Raw genomic sequence first — 1,937 nt, 5'->3', positions numbered from 1 at the left:
TCGGTCAGACGACCGTCCTCCAGGATCTGCAGCAGCGAGTTGAAGATGTCCTGGTGGGCCTTCTCGATCTCATCGAACAGCACCACCGAGAACGGCTTGCGCCGCACCTTCTCGGTCAGCTGACCGCCCTCCTCATACCCGACATAGCCGGGCGGAGAACCGAACAGCCGCGACACCGTGTGCTTCTCCATGAACTCCGACATGTCCAGCTGGATCAGCGCGTCCTCGTCCCCGAACAGGAACTCCGCCAGCGTCTTGGACAACTCGGTCTTGCCCACCCCCGACGGGCCGGCGAAGATGAACGACCCACCCGGACGCTTGGGGTCCTTCAACCCCGCCCGCGTCCGCCGGATCGACTGCGACAACGCCCTGATCGCGTCCTCCTGACCGATCACGCGCTTGTGCAGCTCATCCTCCATCCGCAGCAGCCGGGTCGACTCCTCCTCGGTCAGCTTGAACACCGGAATCCCCGTCGCGGTGGCCAGCACCTCGGCGATCAACTCATCGGTGACCTCGGCGACCACGTCCATGTCGCCGGCCTTCCACTCCTTCTCCCGCTGCGCCTTCTGCCCCAGCAGCTGCTTCTCCGAATCACGCAGCGCCGCGGCCTTCTCGAAGTCCTGCGCATCGATCGCCGACTCCTTCTCACGCCGCACATCAGCGATCTTCTCGTCGTACTCGCGCAGGTCCGGCGGCGCGGTCATCCGACGGATCCGCATCCGCGACCCCGCCTCATCGATCAGATCGATCGCCTTGTCCGGCAAGAACCGATCCGAGATGTAGCGGTCGGCCAGCTGCGCCGCCGCCACCAGCGCACTGTCGGTGATCGACACCCGGTGATGCGCCTCGTAACGGTCCCGCAGCCCCTTGAGGATCTCGATCGTGTGCGACAACGACGGCTCGGCCACCTGAATCGGCTGGAACCGCCGCTCCAGCGCCGCGTCCTTCTCCAGATGCTTGCGGTACTCATCCAGCGTCGTCGCACCGATCGTCTGCAGCTCACCCCGAGCCAGCATCGGCTTCAAAATCGACGCCGCGTCGATCGCGCCCTCCGCCGCGCCCGCACCCACCAGCGTGTGCAGCTCATCGATGAACAAGATGATGTCACCGCGGGTCCGGATCTCCTTGAGCACCTTCTTCAGACGCTCCTCGAAATCACCCCGATACCGCGACCCCGCCACCAAAGCACCCAGGTCCAGGGTGTAGAGCTGCTTGTCCTTGAGCGTCTCGGGCACCTCACCCTTGACGATCTTCTGCGCCAGCCCCTCCACCACCGCGGTCTTACCCACACCCGGCTCACCCACCAGCACCGGGTTGTTCTTGGTCCGCCGCGACAGCACCTGCATGACCCGCTCGATCTCCTTGTCCCGGCCGATCACCGGGTCGAGCTTGCCCTCACGCGCCGCCTGCGTCAGATTCCGACCGAACTGGTCCAGCACCAGCGACGTCGACGGCGCCGCCTCCGACGGACCACCCGAAGCCGCCGGCTCCTTGCCCTGATACCCGTGCAGCAACTGGATCACCTGCTGCCGCACCCGGTTCAGATCAGCGCCCAGCTTCACCAGCACCTGCGCCGCGACACCCTCACCCTCCCGGATCAACCCCAAAAGGATGTGCTCGGTACCGATGTAGTTGTGACCCAGCTGCAACGCCTCACGCAGCGACAGCTCCAAAACCTTCTTCGCCCGCGGAGTGAACGGGATGTGACCAGAGGGAGCCTGCTGCCCCTGACCAATGATCTCCTCGACCTGCTGACGCACGGCCTCAAGACTGATCCCCAGACTCTCCAGAGCCTTGGCCGCAACACCCTCACCCTCGTGGATCAGACCCAGGAGGATGTGCTCGGTACCGATGTAGTTGTGGTTGAGCATCCTGGCCTCTTCCTGAGCCAGAACGACAACCCGCCGCGCGCGGTCGGTGAACCTCTCGAACATCTC

The 1,937-nt window shown here is 64.8% G+C and carries 1 protein-coding gene; it reads right to left on the bottom strand.

All coding sequences use genetic code 11. From position 1 onward, the window contains the following. A partial coding sequence (locus AB0C87_RS42810) for an ATP-dependent Clp protease ATP-binding subunit (protein WP_360582299.1) occupies window positions 1–1,934 on the bottom strand: 1,934 nt, incomplete at its 3' end. Window positions 1,935–1,937 lie beyond the last annotated feature (3 nt).

Origin of the sequence: Actinomadura sp. NPDC048021 (assembly GCF_040653135.1) — a bacterium.
Taxonomy (GTDB): Bacteria; Actinomycetota; Actinomycetes; order Streptosporangiales; family Streptosporangiaceae; genus Spirillospora; species Spirillospora verrucosospora.
Note: the sequence above shows the minus strand (reverse complement) of the source record. Positions and strands in the feature narration are given on the sequence as shown.